The 16,137-nt window shown below is 71.3% G+C and carries 18 protein-coding genes and 1 tRNA gene; 16 read left to right on the forward strand and 3 right to left on the reverse strand.

Annotated features, from left to right (window positions below; translation table 11 throughout):
- Positions 1–417 carry a nucleoside-diphosphate kinase gene (ndk, locus tag ABC304_RS12995; RefSeq protein ID WP_127095562.1) on the forward strand — a complete coding sequence of 139 codons (417 nt, stop codon included), beginning with the start codon at positions 1–3 and terminating at the stop codon, positions 415–417.
- A gap of 55 nt (positions 418–472) precedes the next feature.
- Here the strand turns inward: ndk and ABC304_RS13000 are convergent, their stop codons facing one another.
- Positions 473–1,090 carry a vitamin K epoxide reductase family protein gene (locus ABC304_RS13000; protein ID WP_412931230.1) on the reverse strand — a complete coding sequence of 206 codons (618 nt, stop codon included), beginning with the start codon at positions 1,088–1,090 and terminating at the stop codon, positions 473–475.
- A 284-nt stretch (positions 1,091–1,374) separates the two neighbouring features.
- Here ABC304_RS13000 and ABC304_RS13005 point away from each other — a divergent pair, with 284 nt between their 5' ends.
- Complete coding sequence (locus ABC304_RS13005; protein ID WP_412931232.1) at positions 1,375–3,828, forward strand: Rne/Rng family ribonuclease; 2,454 nt, start codon at positions 1,375–1,377, stop codon at positions 3,826–3,828.
- 39 nt (positions 3,829–3,867) lie between these two features.
- On the opposite strand, the gene ABC304_RS13010 is transcribed toward ABC304_RS13005, so the two are convergent.
- Positions 3,868–4,140 carry a DUF4031 domain-containing protein gene (locus tag ABC304_RS13010; RefSeq protein ID WP_412931234.1) on the reverse strand — a complete coding sequence of 91 codons (273 nt, stop codon included), beginning with the start codon at positions 4,138–4,140 and terminating at the stop codon, positions 3,868–3,870.
- A gap of 167 nt (positions 4,141–4,307) precedes the next feature.
- Between ABC304_RS13010 and rplU the strand changes: the two genes are divergently transcribed.
- The 11 genes from rplU (at position 4,308) to ABC304_RS13065 (ending at position 12,339) form a co-directional block, all read left to right on the forward strand.
- Positions 4,308–4,616, forward strand: coding sequence for a 50S ribosomal protein L21 (rplU, locus tag ABC304_RS13015; protein WP_206502787.1), 309 nt, complete (start codon positions 4,308–4,310; stop codon positions 4,614–4,616).
- An 18-nt stretch (positions 4,617–4,634) separates the two neighbouring features.
- On the forward strand, positions 4,635–4,892 hold the full coding sequence (gene rpmA, locus ABC304_RS13020) for a 50S ribosomal protein L27 (RefSeq protein WP_412931235.1): 258 nt from the start codon (positions 4,635–4,637) through the stop codon (positions 4,890–4,892).
- 94 nt (positions 4,893–4,986) lie between these two features.
- The gene (gene obgE, locus ABC304_RS13025; RefSeq protein WP_412931237.1) at positions 4,987–6,495 is read left to right on the forward strand and encodes a GTPase ObgE; all 1,509 of its coding nucleotides are present in this window, start codon (positions 4,987–4,989) and stop codon (positions 6,493–6,495) included.
- Positions 6,492–7,349 carry a glutamate 5-kinase gene (gene proB / locus ABC304_RS13030; RefSeq protein ID WP_412931238.1) on the forward strand — a complete coding sequence of 286 codons (858 nt, stop codon included), beginning with the start codon at positions 6,492–6,494 and terminating at the stop codon, positions 7,347–7,349. The genes obgE and proB overlap by 4 nt, the downstream gene beginning before the upstream one ends.
- Positions 7,346–8,605, forward strand: a complete 1,260-nt coding sequence (locus tag ABC304_RS13035) for a glutamate-5-semialdehyde dehydrogenase (RefSeq protein WP_412931239.1) — start codon at positions 7,346–7,348, stop codon at positions 8,603–8,605. The genes proB and ABC304_RS13035 overlap by 4 nt, the downstream gene beginning before the upstream one ends.
- Before the next feature lie 52 nt (positions 8,606–8,657).
- Positions 8,658–8,882: a hypothetical protein gene (locus ABC304_RS13040; protein WP_412931241.1), complete on the forward strand. Its 225-nt coding sequence runs from the start codon at positions 8,658–8,660 to the stop codon at positions 8,880–8,882.
- Positions 8,883–8,891: 9 nt separating this feature from the next.
- The gene (gene nadD / locus ABC304_RS13045) at positions 8,892–9,488 is read left to right on the forward strand and encodes a nicotinate-nucleotide adenylyltransferase (protein ID WP_412931243.1); all 597 of its coding nucleotides are present in this window, start codon (positions 8,892–8,894) and stop codon (positions 9,486–9,488) included.
- Positions 9,485–10,492, forward strand: coding sequence for a hypothetical protein (locus ABC304_RS13050; protein WP_412931245.1), 1,008 nt, complete (start codon positions 9,485–9,487; stop codon positions 10,490–10,492). The genes nadD and ABC304_RS13050 overlap by 4 nt, the downstream gene beginning before the upstream one ends.
- Positions 10,489–10,863: a ribosome silencing factor gene (rsfS, locus tag ABC304_RS13055; protein WP_412931247.1), complete on the forward strand. Its 375-nt coding sequence runs from the start codon at positions 10,489–10,491 to the stop codon at positions 10,861–10,863. Before ABC304_RS13050 ends, rsfS begins: the two co-directional genes overlap by 4 nt.
- A gap of 78 nt (positions 10,864–10,941) precedes the next feature.
- Positions 10,942–11,014, forward strand: a tRNA-Ala gene (locus tag ABC304_RS13060).
- Positions 11,015–11,166: 152 nt separating this feature from the next.
- Positions 11,167–12,339, forward strand: coding sequence for a PQQ-dependent sugar dehydrogenase (locus ABC304_RS13065; RefSeq protein ID WP_412931249.1), 1,173 nt, complete (start codon positions 11,167–11,169; stop codon positions 12,337–12,339).
- A gap of 42 nt (positions 12,340–12,381) precedes the next feature.
- Here the strand turns inward: ABC304_RS13065 and ABC304_RS13070 are convergent, their stop codons facing one another.
- On the reverse strand, positions 12,382–12,702 hold the full coding sequence (locus tag ABC304_RS13070; RefSeq protein WP_412931251.1) for a MerR family transcriptional regulator: 321 nt from the start codon (positions 12,700–12,702) through the stop codon (positions 12,382–12,384).
- A gap of 111 nt (positions 12,703–12,813) precedes the next feature.
- Between ABC304_RS13070 and ABC304_RS13075 the strand changes: the two genes are divergently transcribed.
- The 3 genes from ABC304_RS13075 (at position 12,814) to ABC304_RS13085 (ending at position 16,112) form a co-directional block, all read left to right on the forward strand.
- Positions 12,814–13,251: an Hsp20/alpha crystallin family protein gene (locus ABC304_RS13075; protein ID WP_412931253.1), complete on the forward strand. Its 438-nt coding sequence runs from the start codon at positions 12,814–12,816 to the stop codon at positions 13,249–13,251.
- A gap of 105 nt (positions 13,252–13,356) precedes the next feature.
- Positions 13,357–14,442 (forward strand): zinc-binding metallopeptidase family protein, encoded by a 1,086-nt coding sequence (locus tag ABC304_RS13080; protein ID WP_412931255.1) that lies wholly within the window; start codon positions 13,357–13,359, stop codon positions 14,440–14,442.
- Positions 14,439–16,112, forward strand: a complete 1,674-nt coding sequence (locus tag ABC304_RS13085) for an acyl-CoA dehydrogenase family protein (protein ID WP_412931257.1) — start codon at positions 14,439–14,441, stop codon at positions 16,110–16,112. The genes ABC304_RS13080 and ABC304_RS13085 overlap by 4 nt, the downstream gene beginning before the upstream one ends.
- Positions 16,113–16,137 lie beyond the last annotated feature (25 nt).

Consider the following 16,137-nt stretch of genomic DNA (forward strand, 5'->3'; position numbering starts at 1 on the left):
ATGTCCACTGAAGAGACCCTCGTCCTGGTCAAGCCCGACGGCGTCGCCCGCGGACTGACGGGAGTGATCCTGGGCCGCATCGAGGCGAAGGGCTACTCGCTCGTCGACATCCGCCTCGCGGAGCCCGACCGCGACGTCCTGGCCCGGCACTACGCCGAGCACGAGGGCAAGCCGTTCTACGAGCCGCTCATCGAGTTCATGATGTCGGGACCGTCCGTCGCGATCCGCCTCGCCGGCAACCGCGTCATCGAGGGTTTCCGCTCCCTCGCCGGCACCACCGACCCGACGACCGCGGCGCCCGGCACGATCCGCGGCGACCTGGGCCGCGACTGGGGCCTGAAGGTGCAGCAGAACCTCGTGCACGGCTCCGACAGCCCGGAGTCGGCCGCGCGGGAGCTCGGCATCTGGTTCGCCTGATCCCCGCAGGGAAGCGAACGGCCCCCGGAACCGATCCCGGGGGCCGTTCCGCGTCTCAGCCGGCGAGGCTGCCGAAGATGTTCGTGAGAGCGTCCAGGCGGATCTGCGCCAGGACCACGATCACCGCGTAGCTGAGGATCGCCATCAGCGGCACCCAGGTCATGAGCGACCCCGCGGCGCGGCGGAGGCCGGCGGGCGCGGGGAGCATCCCCGTCCGCAGCACATGCAGGGTGACGGCGTAGAACGACGGGATCACGACCACCCACGTCACCATGCACCACGGGCACAGCGTGCCGAGCACGAAGATGCTCGTGATGATGAGGAAGATCACGAAGACGAAGGCCAGCAGCATCCCGAGCTCGAACAGCAGCCAGAACCAGCGCGCGAAGCGTGCTCCGGCCAGGATCGCCGCCCCCACGACGATCGGCGCGATCCAGGCCCCGAGTCCGATGAGGGGGTTCGGGAAGCCGAAGAGGGAGCCCTGCGGCGCCGCGAGGTTCGTCGAGCACTGCACGAGCACGCTGAAGTCACAGGATGCCGCGGCCCCCGGGTTCGCGAGGGAGTTGAGCTTGTCGAGGGTCAGTGCGAACGCGGCGGACCAGCCGATGACGCCCGCGACGATGAGCCAGACCGCCAGGACGACGGGACGCGTGCGGGAGGGGGCGGAAGACATGTCTCGGATTATGTCATCGCCCGCCCCGGTGCCCGCTGGGAGCGCCCGTCCCGCGGCGCCGAGCGCGCCCGCGCGCATTATCCGGGCGGAAGTGCGATAATGACACGTCGATGCACCACGGCCGCGCCGTGACCCGCATCGCAGAAGACTTCGGGCGACAGAGCCCTCGCAGCGCGAGTCACGGACCCGCTGCAGACCGTGAAAGCGAGCGGACCTCACGACGAGGCCCCGCATGAGTTTCGCCGGGCGACGCGCGGTGTCGCCCCGCAGGGAGTGCGCCAGAGATGGCTGATGACACAGACCGAACAGACCACCACGACGACGCGGCGCAGGACGGGCAGCTGAGCCCCGAGGAGCACCCGGCGGCGGAGACCACCGACGCGGAAGCGCCCCCGGCGGAGCCCGAGGCAGCCGAGGCCGAGGCGCCCGCTGAGGCCTCGGCATCCGAGCAGCCCGAGGTCGCTGAGGCTGCGGCATCCGCAGAGGCCGCCGTCGAGCCCGCAACGGCCGACGCCGCCGAGACCGCCGCTGAGCCCGAACCTGCCGAGGCCGCCATTGAGGCGCCTGCCGAGCCGACGTCCGAGCCCGAGTCGACGCCGGAGCCCGAGCCGGCGTCCGAGCCCGAGCCCGAGGCACCGCAGGAGCCGGCCATCCCGACGGCCGTCTCGCTCGGTCTGCTTCCCGAGGTGTTCGTCTCCTCGGTCTCCACGCAGCTGATGTTCTATGCGCCGGAAATAGCGGCGCTGCCGCCGCTTCCCGCTCCGGAGCCGGCCTTCGAGGCGAACGAGGAGTCCGCCGGATCCGCGCGCCGCCGCAACCGCCGTCGCGGGGGAGAGGGCCGGGACGTGGCATCCGACACCCCGCCCGCGCCGCCGCGTCAGCGTGCCGTCGAGCTCATCACCGAGCCGCAGCGCATCAAGGGCTCCACGCGGCTGGAGGCGAAGAAGCAGCGTCGTCGCGACGGCCGCGAGGCCGGGCGCCGCCGCACCGTGGTCACCGAGGCCGAGTTCCTCGCCCGCCGCGAGTCCGTCGACCGCGTCATGATCGTGCGCTCCAAGAACAACCGTGTCCAGATCGCGGTGCTTGAGGACAACGTCCTCGTCGAGCACTACGTCGCGCGCAACCAGGACGCCTCGCTCATCGGCAACGTCTACATCGGGCGCGTCCAGAACGTGCTGCCCTCCATGGAGGCCGCGTTCGTCGACATCGGGCGGGGACGCAACGCCGTGCTGTACTCCGGCGAGGTCGACTGGGACAACGTCGAGACCGGCAACCAGCCGCGCCGCATCGAGCTCGCCCTCAAGTCGGGCGATCGCGTTCTCGTGCAGGTGACCAAGGACCCCGTGGGTCACAAGGGCGCCCGCCTGACGAGCCAGATCTCGCTGCCCGGCCGCTACCTCGTGTACGTGCCGGCCGGTGCCATGAACGGCATCTCGCGCAAGCTGCCCGACACCGAGCGCGCCCGTCTCAAGCGCATCCTCAAGGAGGTGCTGCCCGAGTCGTCGGGCGTCATCGTGCGCACGGCGGCCGAGGGCGCCACCGAGGAGCAGCTGACCCGCGACGTGCAGCGCCTCACGGCCCAGTGGGAGCACATCAGCCGGCAGATCGAGTCGATCCCGGCCCCGTCGCTGCTGCACTCCGAGCCCGACCTGCTGGTGAAGATCGTCCGCGACGTGTTCAACGAGGACTTCACGCGCATGCTCATCCAGGGCGAGGACGCGCAGTCCACGATCTCGTCCTACCTGGCCGGCGTCGCACCCGACCTCCTGGAGCGCGTGGAGAAGTACGAGGGCGACGGCGACCCGTTCGACGACTACCGCGTCACGGAGCAGATCGAGAAGGCGCTCGACCGCAAGGTCTGGCTCCCCTCGGGCGGCTCGCTGGTGATCGACCGCACCGAGGCCATGACCGTCGTCGACGTCAACACCGGCAAGTTCGTCGGCACGGGCGGCAACCTCGAGGAGACGGTCACCAAGAACAACCTCGAAGCGGCCGAGGAGATCGTCCGCCAGCTCCGCCTGCGCGACATCGGCGGCATCATCGTCGTGGACTTCATCGACATGGTGCTCGAGTCCAACCGCGACCTCGTGCTCCGCCGCCTCGTGGAGTGCCTCAGCCGGGACCGGACCAAGCACCAGGTGGCCGAGGTCACCTCGCTCGGACTCGTGCAGATGACGCGCAAGAAGCTCGGCCTCGGCCTGCTGGAGACGTTCAGCGAGCCCTGCGACGTGTGCGCCGGCCGCGGAGTCGTCGTGCACCACGACCCCGTCGCGCGCCACCGTACCGGTGGCGCCGGAGCTGCCCCGATGGGCCGCCGCCCCCGCAGCAGCAGCCAGCCGGCCAGCGGTCCCGTCGGCGGCACGCACGTCATCACCGAGGGCGCCAAGTCGGCCCTCGCGCAGATCGCCGCCTCGACGATCCATCCGCCTCAGGGTGCGGAGCCGGTCGTCGTGGAGACGGATGCCGCGGCATCCGACATCACGGACGATCAGGCCGATGAGCGCTCGACCTTCGCCGAGCGGCCGGAGCGCGCCGAGCGGCCGGAGCGGGCCAAGAAGCAGCGCAAGAAGCGTCCGGCGCAGAACGGCGGCGCTCCGCGCAGCGAAGCCGAGTCGCTGCTGGACACCGTGCTGAACGCCCTTCCCGAGCCCAAGGCCCCGGGGCAGGGGAGGGGACGCCGACGCGTCACCACCGCCGCCCTCACCGGCACGCCGGTCAGCCACACGACCGAGGACTGAGCCGTGCGCCGCGATCCGGAGGCGGGTCGCGGCGCCTGCTCAGAGCCCTCGGCGCTGCCGGGCCGTCACACGCAGTCCGGACGCGATGAGCGCGCGGACGAGCGTGTGACCGTCGACGTGCCGTGCGCCGGCGGCCACGAGCCGGGCGTGCGCCTCTTCGGGCACGTCGTAGTGGTCGCGGTCGAAGCCGCGTCTCGGCAGATCGTTCGCCGCCGCGAAGGCGTGCAGCTCGTCGAGGTCGGAGTCGCTGACGAGGTGCGCCCACAGGCGGCCGTGCGCCGGCCAGCGCGGGTCGTCGATCAGCACGGTCATGGATCGATCCTACGGAGCCGTCCGACACACCGGACCGGGCTTTTGGTCATCTCGCCGCACATCGGCTAAACTCGATCCTTGGTGCGTCGAGGGCGTCACAGCTTCCGCACCACGTCTTATGCTCAGGCATCCCGGAGCCGCGCGCTCCCCGAAGAAACAGGTATGAAGTGGTCTACGCAGTAGTGCGCGCCGGTGGTCGGCAGGAAAAGGTCGAGGTCGGCACGATCGTCGTTCTGGATCGTCAGCGCGCGAAGATCGGTGACAGCATCCAGCTGCCCGCCGTCCTCCTCGTCGACGGCGACGCCGTCACGACGGACGCCGACGCGCTGTCGAAGGTCGCCGTGACCGCCGAGGTCCTCGGCGAGGAGCGCGGCCCGAAGATCGTGATCCAGAAGTTCAAGAACAAGACCGGGTACAAGAAGCGCCAGGGGCACCGTCAGGACCTCACGCGCGTCAAGGTCACCGGCATCAAGTAAGCACCAGGAGACGCAGAGATGGCACACAAAAAGGGCGCAAGCTCCACCCGCAACGGTCGTGACTCCAACGCTCAGCGCCTCGGCGTGAAGCGCTTCGGCGGCCAGCAGGTCCTCGCCGGCGAGATCATCGTCCGCCAGCGCGGCACGCACTTCCACCCGGGCGCCAACGTCGGCCGCGGTGGCGACGACACGCTGTTCGCCCTCGAGGCCGGCGCTGTCGAGTTCGGCCAGAAGGGCGGCCGCAAGGTCGTCAACATCGTCGCAGCGGCGGAGTGATCCGCAGCTCGTAAGCATCAGCGAGGGGGCGGGCTTCGGCTCGCCCCTTTTCGCATGGAACGGCAGCAACTGCCCGGAACCAAGGAGGAAGCGCATGGTCACGTTCGTCGACCGAGTGACGCTGCACCTGCGGGCGGGCAAGGGCGGCAACGGCTGCGTGTCCGTCCGCCGTGAGAAGTTCAAGCCGCTGGCCGGCCCCGACGGCGGCAACGGCGGACACGGCGGCGACGTCGTGCTGGTGGCCGACCCGCAGGTCACCACGCTGCTGTCGTACCACCACGCGCCGCACCGCAGCGCCGGCAACGGCGGCTTCGGCATGGGCGACCACCGCTCCGGCGCCCTGGGCGAGACCCTCGAGCTGCCGGTCCCCGTGGGAACCGTGGTCAAGGACCCGTCGGGGGAGACCATCGTCGACCTCATCGAGCCGGGCATGCGCTTCATCGCCGCCCCCGGCGGGGTGGGCGGCCTGGGCAACGCCGCACTGTCGAACCCGAAGCGCAAGGCGCCGGGGTTCGCCCTCCTCGGCACCCCGGGCTGGGAGGGCGACGTCCTCCTCGAGCTCAAGACCGTCGCGGACGTCGCGCTCGTCGGCTTCCCGTCGGCCGGAAAGTCGAGCCTCGTCGCGGCGATCTCCGCCGCACGGCCCAAGATCGCCGACTATCCCTTCACGACGCTGCACCCGAACCTCGGCGTCGTCCAGGCGGGCGAGGTGCGCTACACGGTCGCCGACGTCCCCGGGCTCATCGAGGGCGCCAGCGAGGGCAAGGGCCTCGGCCTGGAGTTCCTCCGTCACGTCGAGCGGTGCACCGCCCTCGTGCACGTGCTCGACTGCGCGACGCTCGAGCCCGGCCGCGACCCGCTGACCGACCTCGACGTCATCCTGGCCGAGCTCGGCGCCTACCCGGTGCCCGAGGGTCAGGTGCCGCTGCTGGACCGCCCGCAGGTCATCGCCCTGAACAAGGTCGACGTCCCCGAGGCCCGCGATCTGGCCGACATGGTGCGCCCCGATCTCGAGGCCCGCGGCTTCCGCGTGTTCGAAATCTCCACGGTCAGCCACGTCGGGCTGCGTCAGCTGTCGTTCGCGCTCGCCGACCTCGTGCTGCAGCATCGTCAGGCCGAGGCCGACAAGCCCGCGCCCGAGCGCATCGTCATCCGTCCCCGCGGCGCGGAGAAGGAGTTCACGATCCGGGTCGAGGGCGGCACGTACGGCACCTTCTACCGGATCCTCGGCGAGAAGCCGGTGCGGTGGATGCAGCAGACCGACTTCCAGAACGACGAGGCCGTCGGATTCCTGGCCGACCGGCTCGAGAAGCTGGGCGTCGAAGACGGTCTGTACAAGGTGGGCGCGACGGCCGGCTCCACGGTGGTCATCGGCGAGGGCGACGGCGTCGTCTTCGACTGGCAGCCGACCCTCAGCTCGGTCGCCGAGCTGATGACCGCGCCGCGCGGCACCGATCCGCGCATCGAGCAGCGCACGCGCCGCACGACGTCGGAGCGACGCGAGCGCTACCACGACCTGATGGATGCCAAGGCCGACGCCCGCGCAGAGCTCGACGCCGAGCGCATCGCCGACAGCGACGGCGGGTCAGAGGACCGCGGATGACCGCACGCACCCGCGGGGAGCTCGCCGGTGCCCGCCGGGTCGTGGTGAAGGTCGGGTCCTCCTCGATCAGCGGTGACAACGCCGCACGCATCCAGCCGATCGTCGAGGCCCTCGCCGAGGCGCATCGCCGGGGCACCGAGGTGGTGCTGGTGTCGTCGGGCGCGATCGCGACCGGCATGCCGTTCCTCGCGCTGGACGCGCGACCCACCGATCTCGCGACCCAGCAGGCCGCCGCGGCGGTCGGTCAGAACATCCTGATCTACCGCTACCAGGAGGCCCTGCGTCCGTTCGCGATCGTCGCCGGACAAGTGCTCCTGACCGCGGGCGACCTCGAGAACCCCGCGCACCGCTCGAACGCGCGCCGCGCGATGGAACGGCTGCTGGGGCTGCGCATCCTCCCGATCGTCAACGAGAACGACACCGTCGCCACGCACGAGATCCGCTTCGGCGACAACGACCGGCTGGCCGCCCTGGTGGCCGAGCTCATCGGCGCCGACGCGCTCGTGCTCCTTAGCGACATCGAGTGCCTCTACACGCGGCCGCCGGATGAGCCCGGCGCCGAGCCGATCCGTCACGTCCGCTTCGGCGACGACCTCTCGCAGCACGAGTTCGGCTCCGTCGTGGTCAACAGCGTCGGCACCGGGGGAGCAGCCACGAAGGTCTCGGCCGCCCGCGTCGCGGCGGCGGCCGGCGTCGGCGTGCTGGTCACCAGCGCCGACCTCGTCAGCGAGGCCCTGCGCGGCGCCGAGATCGGCACCTGGTTCGACCCCGATCCCTCCGCCCCCGCGCCCGTGACCACGGGCACCGTGCGAGCGACGGAGCCCTCGGCGGCCGTCGATACACTGGGCCGATGACCACCACTGCGACGTCTCCACGCGAGCGGATGCTGCTGGCCAAAGACGCGGCGCGCCGGATCGGTCTCCTCTCCGACGACGACAAGCGCGGCATCCTGCTGGCGATCGCCGACGCCATCGACGCCGCAGCCGACGACGTGATCGCCGCCAACGACCGCGACCTCGAGCGGGGACGCGCCGAGGGGCTGTCGGTCGGGCTGCAGGACCGCCTGCGCCTGGACGCGTCGCGTGTGGCGGCCCTCGCGTCCGCGGTGCGCGAGATCGCCGAGCTACCCGATCCCGTCGGACGCGTGCTCGACGAGCGCGTGACGCCCGACGGTCTCCGGCTGACGAAGGTGGCCGTGCCGTTCGGGGTCGTCGGGTCGATCTACGAGGCCCGCCCCAACGTCACCGTCGACATCGCGGCGCTCGCGCTGCGCTCGGGAAACGCCGTCGTGCTGCGAGGCGGATCGGCGGCCCTCGAGACCAACCGGGCTCTCATCGCCGCCATGCGTGACGCCCTCGCCGACCGCGGCGTCGACCCCGAGGCGATTCAGACCGTCGACGACTTCGGCCGCGACGGCGCCCGCGAGCTGATGCGCGCCCGCGGCATCGTCGACGTGCTCGTGCCGCGCGGGTCGGCACAGCTCATCGAGACGGTCGTCACCGAGTCATCCGTCCCCGTCATCGAGACCGGCGCGGGCGTCGTGCATATCGTGCTCGACGAGACCGCCGACGAGGCGTGGTCCCGCGACATCGTGGTCAACGCGAAGGTCCAGCGCCCGAGCGTCTGCAACGCCGTCGAGACCGTGCTGGTGCACCGCGCGGCGGCCGCACGGCTCGTGCCGCCGGTCGTGGCGGCGCTGCAGGCCGCGGGCGTCACGGTCCACGCCGACGACGCCGTCGGCGCGCTGGCGGCGGGCACCGTCCCGGCCGTCGAGGACGACTGGGCGACCGAGCACATGAGCCTCGACCTGTCGATGCGCGTCGTCGACGATCTCGACGACGCGCTCGCGCACATCCGCCGCTACTCCACCCACCACACCGAGTCGATCATCACCGACGACACCGGCAGCGCCGAGCGCTTCCTGGCCGAGGTCGACTCGGCCGTCGTGATGGTGAACGCGTCCACCCGTTTCACCGACGGCGGCGAGTTCGGCTTCGGCGCCGAGGTCGGCATCTCGACCCAGAAGCTGCACGCCCGCGGCCCGATGGGACTGTCGGAGCTGACGAGCACGAAGTGGCTCGCGCGCGGCACCGGACAAGTCCGCGCCTGACCGCCTAAACTGGACGAGCGGCCCGAGCCGCAGCATCCCGAACGGAGCCCCGATGACTTTCGCCACCCTGGTCGCTTTCGCCGCCGAAGGAGCCGAGGAGCACGGCAGCGTCGCTCTGGAGACCGTCGGCTACGGCATCGTCGCCATCGTCGCGTTCGCCGCCCTGGCCCTGGTGACCGCGTCCTACCGCAACGTCGCCAACCGTCACGCGCACAAGGCCGAGGCCTACGCCCGTGCGCACGCCGATGACGTCCCCGAGGCAGGACACGGCCACTAGGTCGACCGGATGTCGGTGACGAGAGCCCCGAGGATCGGGGTCATGGGTGGGACGTTCGATCCCATCCATCATGGACACCTCGTCGCCGCCAGTGAGGTCGCGCAGTACTTCGACCTCGACGAGGTGGTCTTCGTTCCCACCGGGCGTCCGTGGCAGAAGCCCGAGGTCACCGACAGCGAGCACCGCTACCTCATGACGGTGATCGCCACGGCATCGAATCCGCAGTTCACCGTCAGCCGGGTAGACATCGACCGCGCGGGGCCGACCTACACGATCGACACACTGCGCGATCTGAAGGAACGCAGACCCGATGCCGAGCTGTTCTTCATCACCGGTGCAGACGCCGTGGCGCAGATTCTCGGGTGGAGGGACCATGATGAACTGTGGGACCTCGCCCACTTCGTCGCCGTCTCCCGTCCGGGGCACGTGCTCAGCACGGACGGACTGCCGGTCGAGAAGGTGAGCCAGCTCGAGATCCCCGCCCTGGCGATCTCGTCCACCGATTGCCGGGACCGCGTCAACACCGATCGACCGGTCTGGTATCTCGTCCCCGACGGGGTCGTCCAGTACATCGCCAAGCACCACCTCTACCGGAGCAAGGAATGACCACACCCGAGCAGCCGGAACAGCGCACCCTCACCCGCAAGGAGATGCGCCAGATCCGCGACACCTCCTCGACGCCGATCGTGTCAGCCGACCAGGTGCCGCAGGCCGCCGAGCCCTCCGCGCCCGTCGCCGCGGCCCCCGCGCCTCTTCCGCGGCCCGCTGCGCCGGTCGAGGTCGCACCCGCGCCGGTGCCCGACGCCAGCGTCGACCTCGGCGTCGCACCGCTGACCCGCCGTCAGGCCCGTCAGCAGGAGCGCATCCGCACGGCGTCCGTGCCCGTCATCACCCCGGACATGGCAGCCGCGCACGCCGAGGCGGCTCGACTGAAGGCCGAGGAGGCCGCCGCGTCCTCGTCGGACGACGAGACCCAGGATGCAGGAGCCCCCGCCGCCGCGGAGAGCGATGTCGCGGAACCCGAGGCCGCAGCACCCGCCGACAGCGCCGCGGAGAGCGACGTCGCTCAGCCCGGGGCCGGAGCATCCGCCGACGACGGCGCGGAGCGCGTCACTCTCAGCCCGTCCTTCGGCTCCGAGCTCCTCGCCGGCGAGGCTGCCCCTGCGGCGGCCGTGTCGTCGTTCGACCAGCTCCTGGCGCGCGGCTCCGCCGCGACCGGCGCCGTGTCCACCCCGAACGCGCTCATCCTGACGCAGACTCCCGAGGGCGCGATCATGGGTCCCGTCGCCGCCACGGGCGAGGTGCTCATAACCGGCACCTTCGCTCTGCCGGAGGGACTCGGCTCCCAGGGCCACGCACCCGGCACCGCCGACGGTCACGAGGCCGACGCCGTCCTCATCGACGGCGAGCTCCCGGCGCACTCCTCGCCCACGCCGATCGCGGCCAGCGCCGCCGTCAGCACCATCAAGACCACCGGCGACATCATCCGTCCGCCGGCCCCCGAGAAGGGCAGCCGTCTGATGCTCGCCCTCGCCATCACCGCCGGCGTCCTGGCGATCGCCGTCGTCGGCGTCCTCATCGTCGCCGTCGCCACAGGAGTATTCGCATGACCGCCACAGACCAGTCCCGCGAGATGCTCGCGATCGCCGCCGCCGCCGCCGAGGGGAAGGGCGGGGAGGACCTCGTCGCCCTCGACGTCTCCGGTCCGCTGCCGCTCGTCGACATCTTCCTCATCGTCACAGGTCGCAGCGAGCGCAACGTCGCCGCGATCGCCGACGAGGTCGAGGACCAGCTCAACGCCGCCGGCCACAAGCGCCTCCGCCGTGAGGGCCGCTCCGAGGCCCGCTGGGTGCTGCTCGACTTCGGCGACCTCGTCGTGCACGTCTTCCACGAGGAGGAGCGCATGTACTACGGCCTGGAGCGGCTCTGGAAGGACTGCCCCGTCGTGCCCATCGAGACGGCCGCCCACGCCGGCTCCTGAACCCGCCGCTGTTCTTCGCACGGCTCGGGATGTAGTAATCTGGTCGAGTTGCCCGGTGAGAGCCGGACGGCAGAAGATGGGCCTGTGGCGCAGCTGGTAGCGCACCTGCATGGCATGCAGGGGGTCAGGGGTTCGAGTCCCCTCAGGTCCACCGAACGAAGGCCCTCGACGCGAGTCGGGGGCCTTTCTCGTGCGGAGCTTCCTGGCCGTCGGCCGTGACCTCGCGTCGATCGGGCCCGGGAACTCGGGGTCTCGCGTATCGTGGCTGGTCCCTTCCGGAGAACGCCGACCGAAGCGAGAGCCATGCCCTCCGCCCGACGTCCACGCCGCAGCGCGTCCGCAGCCGCGCTGGCCTTCGCCCTCGCCGTCATGACCGCGGGGTGCGCCGCGTCCACACCGACGGCCCCCGTGCCGACGAGCGACAGCTCATCGGCGGCCGCTCCGAGCTCCACCCCGACGCTCACCGCTGAGGCGGCGCCGGCCGGCTGGTTCCGCCCGTCGTCGGGCGCGACGGCGCTGGCCACCGGCTTGTCGGCGCCCTGGTCGGTCGTCCCTCTCGCCGAGGGCGGCGCCCTCATCAGCCAGCGCGACGACGGCAGCGTGCTCGAGGTCTCGCCCGACGGCTCCACCCGCCCCGTGGGAGTCGTGCCCGACGTGGTCAGCGGCGGCGAGGGCGGCCTCCACGGACTCGCCGTGCACGAGACCGGCGGGATGACTTGGCTGTACGCCTACCACGGCACCGAGCAGGACAACCGGGTCGTGCGGATGCCGCTCACGGGCGCCGCCGGATCCCGTGCGCTCGGCGCGCCCGAGGTGGTGCTCGACGGCATCGCGCGAGCGCGCACGCACAACGGCGGCCGGATCGCCTTCGGCCCGGACGGGCTGCTGTACATCACGACCGGCGACGCGGGCGACCGCGCGAGCGCGCAGGACGCGGCATCCTTCAACGGCAAGATCCTCCGCGTCACACCCGACGGCGCGGCTGCGCCCGGCAACCCGTCCGGCACGGCGGTCTTCACGCTCGGTCACCGCAATGTGCAGGGGATCGCCTGGACGTCCGACGGCGCGATGTGGGCGAGCGAGTTCGGCCAGGACACGTGGGACGAGCTGAACGCCATCCGTCCGGGCGGCAACTACGGCTGGCCCGAGGTCGAGGGCGTGGCGGGGGACGACCGCTACGTCGACCCGGTGACCGTGTGGACGCCCGACGAGGCGAGCCCGAGCGGGGTGGCGGCGGTGGGCGACACGGTGTTCGTCGCCGGTCTCCGCGGGGAGCGCCTCTGGGCGATCGACACCGCCGACGGGGTCGCCACGGGCGAGCCGCAGGCGCTGCTGGCGGGGGAGCAGGGGCGACTGCGCGACGCCGTCGCCGCACCCGACAACAGCCTGTGGGTGCTGACGGGCAACACCGACGGCCGCGGTTCACCGCGCGACGGCGACGACGTGCTGCTGCGGCTCACGCTCACTCCCTCCTGAGCGGCCCGGGCCGCCCGGCGCGGACGGGGATCGGCCACGCGGTCACCGTCTCGCGCGCGCCTTCCTGGAGCCGTTCAGGTCGGCCACCCGCGCGCGGAGCCTGCGGTTCTCCTCCTCGAGCTCCAGCACGCGGCGGGCTCCCGGGAGGTTGATCCCGTCGGCCAGCAGCGCCAGCACCCGGTGCACGACCGCGAGGTCGTCGTCGCTGAAGCGCCGTGTCCCGCCGGCGGTGCGATCGGGCTCGATGAGACCCTTCGCCTCGTACAGGCGCAGCGTCTGGATCCCGACACCCAGGATCTCCGCGGCGACGGCGATCGTGTAGACGCCCCGCGCCCCGTCCCGCACCGTCTGCGCTGTCGACATGGCGTCCTCCTGGATCTTGCAGATGCGAACTCTTCGTTGTATAAAATCTATTGCAGCCGACAGAGATTGTCGATGCGACAAACAACCCACATCGAAGAGGAGGAGATCAGAATGCTGATGCAGCACGACCCGTTCCGCGACCTCGATCGCTTCGCTCAGCATGTGTTCGGCACGGTCGCCCGACCGTCCGGCATGCCGTTGGACGCCTGGCGCGACGGCGAGGAGTTCGTCGTCGAGCTCGACCTCCCGGGCATCGACCCCGGGAAGCTCGACATCGACGTCGAACGCAACGTCCTGACCATCCGCGCCGAGCGTTTCAGCCGGATGCCCGACGCAGCCAACGCCGTGGCGTCGGAGCGCCCCTGGGGCGTGTTCAGCCGCCAGCTCGTTCTCGGCGACTCCGTCGACACCGAGCATGTCGACGCGTCCTACACCGACGGCGTTCTGCGCCTGCGCATCCCCATCGCCGAGCGCGCGAAGCCGCGCAAGATCGACGTGGCGCTGGGAGGCGCCGACAGCAGAGCGGACACGGTGGCGATCGACGCCTGAGGTCTGCGTCCCGGCGAACCCGCGCCCGATCCGGGCGCGGGTTCGTCGCGTGTGCGCTCATCGGCATCCGGGCCGAGCGACCACGCGCGGCACTACGGTGAACCTGTGAGCACACAGCCGCGGTGTCCGCACTGCCGACACTTCGTCTACCTCGACACGCTCGACTGCCCGGAGTGCGGGGCGTCGCTGGCGTACCACATGCCGAGCCGCCAGTTCTTCGGGCAGCGCAAGGGCCAGGTGCGCATCGATGGCGAGCTGTGGCACACCTGCTCCAACCGGGGGTGGAAGTGCAACTGGCTCGTCCGCGACGACGCCGAGTCGGGACGCTGCCTGTCATGCCGGCTGACCAGGCGCCGGCCGGACGCGGCCGACACCGTCGCGCTCGAGAAACTTGCGAAGACCGAGGAGGCCAAGCGCCGGCTGGTCCTCCAGCTCGCCGACCTCGGCCTGCCGCTCGTCGCCTGGTACGACCGGCCGGGCGGTCTGGGCTTCGACCTCATCTCGAGCCTGTCCCACGGCGAGCGGGTCACCATCGGCCACGCGAACGGCATCATCACGATCGACCTCGCCGAGAGCCTCGACGACCGGCGGGAGGCGCTCCGCGTGCGCCTCGGCGAGCCGTACCGCACCATGCTCGGCCATCTGCGTCATGAGGTCGGCCACTACTTCCAGAACGTCCTCGTGGTCGGCGACGAGGCGTGGACGAGGTGCCGGGAGATCTTCGGCGACGAGCGCGCAAGCTATCGCGACGCCTTGCAGCGGCATTACCGCACGGGCGCTCCCGAGCACTGGCAGGCCTCCTTCATCTCGGAGTACGCCACCATGCACCCGTGGGAGGACTTCGCCGAGACCTTCGCGCACTACCTGCACATCACGGGCACGCTGCAGACGGCGGCCGCGATCGGGATCCGACTGGATGCCGCGTCCAGCGGCATCCGCGACACCGACGTCGTGCCGCGCGAATCGTACGAAGACGCCTCCGTCCGGCTCCTGCTGTCGGACTGGGAGTGGATGTCGCAGGCCTTCAACCGCATCAACCGCTCCATGGGCTTCGGCGATCTCTATCCGTTCGAGCTGGTGCCGGCGGTGCGGAGCAAATTCGAGTTCGTCCACGACATCGTCACGCGCGCCCCGGTGCTCACCCGCGAGCAGGAGTCCCTGGCCGTGCCCGAGGAGCTGGAGCGCGCATGACATCGTTCTCCCGCGGCCGCCGCGTCATCGGCGCGTCGACGCACTACGTCACCAATCAGCCGACGATCCGCTGGGACATCGACGAGTACGCGCTCAACGCGCCCCTCGTCGCCGCGGTCGACGCCTTCGGGGCGGACTGGGCGCAGCACGCGCTCAGCGAGGCGGGCGCCCTCGTCGGGTCGCGGACCTTCCAGCAGGACGCCCACCTCGCCGACCGGCATCCGCCGGTCGCGTACCCCCACGACCGCTGGGGCTTCCGCCTCGACGAGGTCGAGTACGACCCGGCCTACCATCGCGTGCTGGGCGCAGCGGTCGCCCGCGGCGCCCACACCTCCGCGTGGGTTGATCCGCGACCCGGCGCGGGGGTCGCCCGCGCCACGATGTTCATGCTGTTCGCACAGATCGAGCCCGGACACGCGTGTCCCGTGTCCATGACGCACGCCGCCGTCGACGCCATCGCCGGGTCGCCGTGGGTGGCGGACGCGTGGCTGCCGCGTCTCTACTCCCGCGAGTACGAGCCACGCCTCCTTCCCAACGAGGAGAAGCGCAGCGGCCTCATCGGCATGGCCATGACCGAGAAGCAGGGCGGCTCGGATCTGCGGGCCGGCACGACCTCCGGCGTGCACATGGGCGGGCAGACCTACCAGCTCACCGGCCACAAGTGGTTCTGCTCGGCGCCGATGTCCGACGGGTTCCTCGTGATCGCGCAGACGCGGCGCGGTCCCGTCGACGAGGGACTCAGCTGCCTCTTCGTCCCGCGGCTGCTGCCGCGCGGGATGCGCAACGTGTTCCGCATCCAGAAGCTCAAGGACAAGCTCGGCAACCGCTCCAATGCGTCAGCCGAGATCGAACTAGACGGCACGATCGGCATGCTGCTGGGCGAGTCCGGCCGCGGTCTGCGCACGATCATGGGCATGGTCCAGCGCACGCGCCTCGACTGCGTGCTGGGCACGGCGGCCGGCATGCGCCAGGCGATGGCCGAGGCCGTGTGGCATGCGCGCGGCAGGGAGGCGTTCGGCCGGACCCTCGTGGACCAGCCCGCGATGACCTCGGTGCTGGCCGACCTGGGTCTGGAGGCCGAGGCGTCGATGCTCACCGGGCTGCGCCTCGCCCAGCTGTTCGAGGCGGACGCGACGGACCGCGACATCGCCCTCCGCCGGCTGGCGACGCCGGTGGCGAAGTACTGGGTGTGCAAGCGCGGGCCGAATCACGCCTACGAGGCGATGGAGTGCCTGGGCGGCAACGGCTACACCGAGACCTTCCCGCTCGCACGCCGCTTCCGCGAGCAGCCCGTCATGGCCATCTGGGAGGGCGCAGGCAACATCATCGCCCTCGACGTCATCCGCGCCCTCACCCGCGACACGGAGGCGGCCGAGGCGTTCACCGACGAGCTGGCGACGACCCGCGGAGCATCGACACTCCTCGACGCGCACGTGGAGCGCACGATGGCCCGTCTGAGGGGTGTCGACGACGACGATGCGGCGGCCGCACAGGCGCGCCGGATCGCCGAGGACCTCGCCCTCGCCCTGCAGGGGTCGCTCATGCTCCGGCATGCGCCGTCGCTGGACGCCGAGACCTTCCTGCGGGCGCGACTGGGCGAGGACCGGTCGTCGCAGTACGGCGTGCTCCCGGGCGGGACGGATGCCGCGGCGATCGTCGCGCGCCACTGATCCGGGAACGCGCGCCCGTCGGAGC

Origin of the sequence: Microbacterium jepli (assembly GCF_047237905.1) — a bacterium.
Lineage (GTDB): Bacteria > Actinomycetota > Actinomycetes > Actinomycetales > Microbacteriaceae > Microbacterium.